At 62.7% G+C, this 6,447-nt stretch carries 7 protein-coding genes; 2 read left to right on the plus strand and 5 right to left on the minus strand.

Annotation, left to right across the window (positions count from 1 at the left end):
* A partial coding sequence (locus ENZ74_RS17420; protein ID WP_127312888.1) for a heme-dependent oxidative N-demethylase subunit alpha family protein occupies positions 1–293 on the plus strand: 293 nt, incomplete at its 5' end.
* Between the two features lie 54 nt (positions 294–347).
* On the opposite strand, the gene ENZ74_RS17425 is transcribed toward ENZ74_RS17420, so the two are convergent.
* Positions 348–1,064 carry an XRE family transcriptional regulator gene (locus ENZ74_RS17425; RefSeq protein WP_013532893.1) on the minus strand — a complete coding sequence of 239 codons (717 nt, stop codon included), beginning with the start codon at positions 1,062–1,064 and terminating at the stop codon, positions 348–350.
* A 318-nt stretch (positions 1,065–1,382) separates the two neighbouring features.
* Between ENZ74_RS17425 and ENZ74_RS17430 the strand changes: the two genes are divergently transcribed.
* Positions 1,383–2,741: an NAD(P)/FAD-dependent oxidoreductase gene (locus ENZ74_RS17430; RefSeq protein WP_013532892.1), complete on the plus strand. Its 1,359-nt coding sequence runs from the start codon at positions 1,383–1,385 to the stop codon at positions 2,739–2,741.
* 13 nt (positions 2,742–2,754) lie between these two features.
* On the opposite strand, the gene ENZ74_RS17435 is transcribed toward ENZ74_RS17430, so the two are convergent.
* The 4 genes from ENZ74_RS17435 to ENZ74_RS35715 all read right to left on the minus strand — a co-directional run.
* Positions 2,755–3,132, minus strand: coding sequence for a GFA family protein (locus ENZ74_RS17435; RefSeq protein WP_063167622.1), 378 nt, complete (start codon positions 3,130–3,132; stop codon positions 2,755–2,757).
* Between the two features lie 29 nt (positions 3,133–3,161).
* On the minus strand, positions 3,162–5,144 hold the full coding sequence (locus ENZ74_RS17440; protein ID WP_063167623.1) for an ABC transporter permease subunit: 1,983 nt from the start codon (positions 5,142–5,144) through the stop codon (positions 3,162–3,164).
* Positions 5,141–6,226: a glycine betaine/L-proline ABC transporter ATP-binding protein gene (locus ENZ74_RS17445; protein WP_063167624.1), complete on the minus strand. Its 1,086-nt coding sequence runs from the start codon at positions 6,224–6,226 to the stop codon at positions 5,141–5,143. Before ENZ74_RS17445 ends, ENZ74_RS17440 begins: the two co-directional genes overlap by 4 nt.
* A 77-nt stretch (positions 6,227–6,303) precedes the next feature.
* A partial coding sequence (locus ENZ74_RS35715; RefSeq protein WP_348630696.1) for a glycine betaine ABC transporter substrate-binding protein occupies positions 6,304–6,447 on the minus strand: 144 nt, incomplete at its 5' end.

A 6,447-nucleotide genomic window follows, 5' to 3' on the forward strand; every position in this document is an offset into this window, starting at 1 on the left:
CGGTGACGCCGGAGAATGTCGGCGACAAAGTGCATCTGCGCGTCGAGCTGCAGAGTTTTTGGCGCCTGCCGCGCTCGAACGGCATCGTCTTTCCGATCCGCTGCTATCTGATCAAGATGGATGAGCTGGTGACGCAACCAAAATGGGCCCGGCGCCTGCACCGTGTCATCCGCGACCTGCCCGACGAACTCGGCAACTACAAGGGCCTGACCCGATATAGGTCAACGTTGGTCGAGTGGCTGTCGAAGCTCGACGACGGCAGCCCGACGAGCCCTGGGTTCGGGCCGGATTGAGCGACGCCCGCGAAGCTGCCGATCTCCCCCTCGTGGGGGGAGATCGAGTCCCGCTCAACCCGCGCTCTGCGGATAGCAGATAATCGACAAATACCGCATCGGCAGTTTCGTCAGCTGTTCCGGCCCGTGCGGCGCGTCGGCGTCGAAGAACAGGCTGTCGCCGGGCTTCATCGGGTAGAGATTGCTGCCGTGCCGGTAAACGACCTCGCCCTCGAGCATATAGAGGAATTCCATGCCCTCATGCTGGAAGGTCGGAAACACGTCGGAATCCTCGGTCAGCGTGATCAAATAGGGCTCGACGACGACGCCGCTGGTGTTGGAGCCGATATGGCCGAGCAGATTGTACTGGTGACCGGCGCGCGTGCCGCGGCGCTCGACATCGAGGCCTTGGCCGGCCTTGACGAAAACGGCGCTGCGCTCTTCCTCGAAGCGGCGGAAGAAGGCTGTCACCGGGACGCCGAGCGCCCGCGACAGCGCCTGCAAGGTGGTCAGTGACGGGGAGGTGATGCCATTCTCGATCTTCGACAGCATGCCCAGCGAAATGTCGGTGGCGACCGCCAGATCGGCGACGGTGATGCCGAGCTTCTTGCGGAAGGCGCGCACCTCGCGGCCGATCGCCACCTCCAGCACCTTTTCGCGCGTGTCGCGAATGGCATGCGGGTTCTGCGTCAGCGGCGCGCGGATGGTTTTCCCGTCGGCCGAGACCTTTGGCTGCGGCTTGGCCTTTGCACCGGCTGGACCAGCCTTGGAATCGGAAACCTTCTTCGCCATGTCGCCCCCGGCACTCCTGCGGATTTATTTCACTCTAGGTGAACATGTCAGGTGCCGATACAGCAGCGCAACTGCGACGGCAAGTCGCCTGAAAGCACATGCGCACGATCCGGCGTTTGGCCGCGTCCGGTTTTTTGCGGGAAATCCACATCGGCGGAACGTTGTTTCCGCACCGGGCTGTTGACAGCACGAAAGGGCCAATTACTGTCCCTGTGAGTGAAATTTGTTTCGTAAGAGCAATTCCGGAAAAAGCGCATAGCGCTTTCCCCTTGGGAGTTGCGTCAAGGCAAAAGTCGAAACCAGATCGGGAGGCCTGCCATGAAAAGTCGCGTTGCCGTCATCGGAGCCGGCCCATCCGGCCTGGCACAGCTCAGGGCCTTCAAATCGGCGGCCGACAAGGGCGCCGACATTCCCGAGATCGTCTGCTTCGAAAAGCAGTCGGACTGGGGCGGCCTGTGGAACTACACCTGGCGCACCGGTCTCGACGAGCATGGCGATCCGGTGCACGGTTCCATGTATCGCTATCTCTGGTCGAACGGACCAAAGGAATGCCTGGAATTCGCCGACTATACTTTCGAGGAGCACTTCGGCCGGCCGATCGGCTCCTATCCGCCGCGCGCCGTGCTGTGGGACTACATCAAGGGGCGCGTCGAGAAATCAGGCTTGCGCAAATGGGTGCGCTTCAACAGCCCGGTGCGCATGGTGACGTTTTCGGACGAGACGAAGAAATTCACCGTCACCGCGCATGACCGCACCAACGACGTCACCTACTCGGAAGAGTTCGACAATGTCGTCGTCGCCTCCGGGCATTTCTCGGTACCCAACGTGCCCTATTTCGAGGGTTTCTCCACCTTCAATGGCCGCATCCTGCACAGCCATGATTTCCGCGACGCGATGGAGTTCAAGGGCAAGGATATCCTGATCATCGGCCGCTCCTATTCGGCCGAGGACATCGGCTCGCAATGCTACAAATACGGCGCCAAATCCATCACCTCCAGCTACCGCTCGAAGCCGATGGGTTTCAAATGGCCGGAGAATTGGAAAGAGGTGCCGCTGCTGCAGAAGGTCGTCGGCAAAACCGCGCATTTCAAGGATGGCACGACCAAGGATGTCGACGCCATCATCCTGTGCACCGGGTACCTGCATTCCTTCCCCTTCCTGACCGACGATCTGAAGCTCAAGACAGCCAACCGCATGTGGCCGCTCGATCTCTATGAAGGCGTCGTCTGGGAGAAGAACCCACAGCTTTCCTATATCGGCATGCAGGATCAGTTCTACACCTTCAATATGTTCGACGCGCAGGCCTGGTTTGCCCGCGACGTCATCATGGGCCGCATCAAGCTGCCCTCGGCCGAGGCGATGGCCGCTCACGGCGCGAAGTGGCGCGCGCGTGAGGAAACGCTGGAAGACGCCGAGCAGATGATCTGGTTCCAGGGCGACTACACCAAGGAATTGATGGACCAGACCGATTATCCCGGTTTCGACGTCGAGGCGGTCAACCAGACCTTCATGGAATGGGAACACCACAAGGGCGAAGACATTATGAGCTTCCGCGACCACGCCTACCGCTCGCTGATGACCGGCACCATGGCGCCGCTGCATCATACGCCGTGGCTGCAGGCGCTCGATGATTCGATGGAGAGCTATCTTGAGGTGAAGGGCGTTGCGGCGGAATAACGAGTGGGCGCCGTCAGGCCGGCGCCTCGACCCAACCGTGGCGACTCTCGCCATAGACAGACTGCGTCGGCGCCGGAAATGCCGGGTCTCCGAAGCAGCCGACTGCGACGGCTACCGCCGCCGGTTTTCGTGACGGATACCAGAAGACCGTTGAGCCGCACGTTCCGCAGAAATGAAAGGTGACGGGAAAGCCGCTGTCGGAATCGCGTTGGAATGTCTGGAATGAGCCGCTGATCTCGGTCTCGGCGGCATCGAAGAAAGCGGCGATCCCGAACGGAGTGCCGGTCCGCCGCTGACAGTCCAGGCAATGGCAAAGCGAGACCTTGGCCGGCTCTTGCGGGCAGCGGATCTGCAATTGGCCGCAGGTGCAGTGAGCGATCCGGCCAGTCATCATTCTCTCCTGTATCGGGGCGGCTAATCCTAACCCAGCCTTGCGCGCGCCTTCGCCGTCCAGGCGTTGAACAGCCGGTCGGCGACGATGCCGATGAAGGCGATGGCGAGACCGGCGACGATGCCGCGGCCGGAATCGGCCTTGGACAGCGCGATGAACACTTCCTGGCCGAGATCGCGGGTGCCGACCATGGCGCAGATGATGATCATTGCCAGCGCCATCAGGATCGTCTGGTTGACGCCCAGCATGATTTCCGGCAGCGCCAGCGGCAGTTGCACGCGAAAGAAGGTCTGGCGCGGCGTGCAGCCCGACACCTTGGCCGCCTCGATCAGCGCCGGCGGCACCTGCCTGATGCCGTGATTGGTGTAGCGGATCGCCGGCACCACGGCGAAGGCGATCGTCGCGATCATCGCGGTGACGTCGCCGACCCGAAACAGCATCACCACCGGGATGATGAAGCAGAAGGATGGCAGCACCTGCAGCGTATCGATGACCGGCGTGACGATCTTCTCGAACCGGTCGCTGCGCGAAGCCATCAGCCCGATCGGGATGCCGATCAGGCAGGCGATGAAGGCCGAAATACCGCAGAGATAGACCGTCGCCATGGTCTTTTCCCACAGGCCGGTGATGGCGCAGAAGGCGGTCAGCGCGGCGACGAGGACGGCGAGACGCAGGCCGGAGAGTTGATAGCCGGCAAGGCCGAGCAGGAAGACGGCGCCGAGCCACGGAAAGCCCTCGCAAAAGGCGCGCAGCGGGTTCAGCAGATTGAGGATGAGCGCCACGCGAAACGCTTCGATCGTGTCGAAGAAATTGATGGTCACCCAGTTCACCGCCGCCTTCCACAGCGGCGCCGTGGTGAAAGTGATCGCTTTCGGCACCACTGCCAAGGCCGGCACGAACAGACCGGACAGTGTTGTCACGACAAGGATGGCGATGGCCAGCGTCAGGTTGGGGTAGCGCCGCCAGAGGCTCGGGCTTACCTCCTGATGGACATGGCCCTTTGCTTGGCTGTGCGCGATGGCCTGGCTCAGCCGGTCGAGTGCGATGGCGAGTGCCACAATGGCAAGGCCGGCTTCCATCGCCTCGCCGACCTTCAGCGCGCGTAGCGCCAGGAGCACGTCGTAGCCGAGGCCGCCGGCACCGATCATCGAAGCGATGATCACCATGTTCAGCGCCAGCATGATGACCTGGTTGACGCCGACCATCAATGTCGGCCGCGCCGACGGCAGCAGCACCCGCCACAGTTTCTGCTGCGCCGTGCAGCCGGCCATTTCGCTGAAATCGTCGATCTCCGACGGCACCCGCGATAGGCCGAGCATCGTTGCTCGCACCATCGGCGGGGTGGCGAAGATGGCGGTCGCAATCATCGCCGAGACTGGGCTGTTGCCGAACAGCAGCAGCATTGGGATGAGATAGGCGAAGGTCGGGATCGTCTGCATCAGGTCGAGGGCAGGGGAGACGATGAGCCTTTCGGCCCACGGCTTGCGCCACGCCCAGATGCCGGCGAACAGCCCGGTGACGATGCAGAACGGCACGGCGATGGAGATCAGCCCAAGCGTCAGCATGGCGCTGGTCCATTGGCCGAACAGCGCGATGTAGAGGAAGCAGCCGCCGACCAGCAGGCCGAGTTTTCTGCCGCCGGCGGCATGCCCCGCGATGAAGGCGGCAGCGCAGACGCCGACCCAGGACAGCCGCGGCAGGACATAGGCTTCTGCGCCCCGACCGATCTTGAAATTCTTGGCCAGCAGATTGAGCGCGAAATCGAGCGGAACGCCGAGCACCGCGGTGATCGAGCGGGTGAGCCACGACAGGTTCGACTTGATCCAGCGCATCAGCGCGCTGACCCAATCGGCGACCGGCACGACGGCGCTGGCCGGATAATTGACCGCCCAGGACAGGCGGTCTCGCAACAGGAACACGACAAGCACGGCCGCGAGTGCCACCGCCCAGACGAGCAGCCAGACCTGAACCGGGCGCGACCGTGTTTCGCCGGCGCTTGCCGTCACCGTCATGTGCCGGCTCCGGAACGCTCAATGCCGGCCAGCAGATCGATCACCGCTTGCGGCGTCACCTCGCCGATCGGCTTGCCGCTGCCGTTGACGACCGCGAACGGCTTGTTGGCGGCAACGATGCTGGCGGAAAAGCTGGATATCTTGGCCTCCGGCGCCACCGTTCCGCCGTGCTCCGAGCCGTCGCAGGCGCGCATCAGGCTGCGTGCCGAGATCACCTTGGCGCGGTCGACGTCGCGGGTGAACTCGGCGACGTAGTCGGTCGCCGGATTGACCACCAGTTCCTCCGGCGTGCCGATCTGGATGACCTCGCCATCCTTCATGATGGCGATGCGGTCGGCCAGCCGGATGGCCTCGTCGAAATCATGGGTGATGAAGACGATGGTCTTGTGCAGCATCATCTGCAACCGCATCAGCTCGTCCTGCATCTCGCGGCGGATCAGCGGATCGAGCGCCGAGAACGGCTCGTCGAGGAACCAGATTTCCGGTTTTGTCGCCAGGCTGCGGGCGATGCCGACACGCTGCTGCTGGCCGCCGGACAGTTCGCGCGGATAGAAATGCTCGCGACCCCTTAAGCCGACAAGCTCGATGACCTCGCGCGCCCTTGCTTCGCGTGTCGCCCGGTCCTGCCCCTGGATGCTGAGCGGGAAGGCGATGTTCTCCAGCACGTTGAGATGCGGCAACAGCGCAAAATTTTGGAACACCATGCCCATGCGGTGTCGTCGCAATTCGATGAGTGCTGCATCGGAGGTTTTCAGCAGGTCATTGCCCTCGAATTCGACCTTGCCGTGGGTCGGCTCGACCAGCCTCGACATGCAGCGCACCAGCGTCGACTTGCCGGAGCCCGACAGGCCCATGATGATGAAAATCTCGCCCTGGCGGATTTCGAGGTCGACGGCGCGCACCGCGCCGACCAGCCCGGCAGCCGTGACGTCGGCTATGCTGGCCTTGCCGTCACGTTCGCGGATGAAATTGGCCGCGTTCGATCCGAACAATTTCCAGACATTGCGGCAGGCAAGCTTTACCGGACGGGCGTCTTTTGGCGCGCCCGCCGTGTTTGGCTCCTGTTCAGTCCTGTCCGTCATTCGAACGTCCCTCTGGAATATCAACAAGTGAGGCCCGGCTGGTCAGCAGCCGGGTCTCATTTTTCCAGTCGGAACGATCACTGCGCCCAGGCTTTCCAGTCGGCCTCGTGGGCGGCGATCCAGGCAGCTGCGACGTCCTCCGGTGTCTTGCCGCCGAGATCGATCTCGCCGCTCATCTTGTTGAGCTCATCGGTGTCGATCGTGTAGGCCTTGGCCACCTT

The sequence above is a fragment of the Mesorhizobium sp. M7A.F.Ca.CA.002.15.2.1 genome, from assembly GCF_003998715.1.
Lineage (GTDB): Bacteria > Pseudomonadota > Alphaproteobacteria > Rhizobiales > Rhizobiaceae > Mesorhizobium > Mesorhizobium ciceri.

Bases quoted from the DNA above. Each gene is read 5' to 3' on its own strand.
- ENZ74_RS17425 (WP_013532893.1), bottom strand. From the start codon at position 1,064: ATGGCGAAGAAGGTTTCCGATTCCAAGGCTGGTCCAGCCGGTGCAAAG.
- ENZ74_RS17430 (WP_013532892.1), top strand. From the start codon at position 1,383: ATGAAAAGTCGCGTTGCCGTCATCGGAGCCGGCCCATCCGGCCTGGCA.
- ENZ74_RS17435 (WP_063167622.1), bottom strand. From the start codon at position 3,132: ATGACTGGCCGGATCGCTCACTGCACCTGCGGCCAATTGCAGATCCGC.
- ENZ74_RS17440 (WP_063167623.1), bottom strand. From the start codon at position 5,144: ATGACGGTGACGGCAAGCGCCGGCGAAACACGGTCGCGCCCGGTTCAG.
- ENZ74_RS17445 (WP_063167624.1), bottom strand. From the start codon at position 6,226: ATGACGGACAGGACTGAACAGGAGCCAAACACGGCGGGCGCGCCAAAA.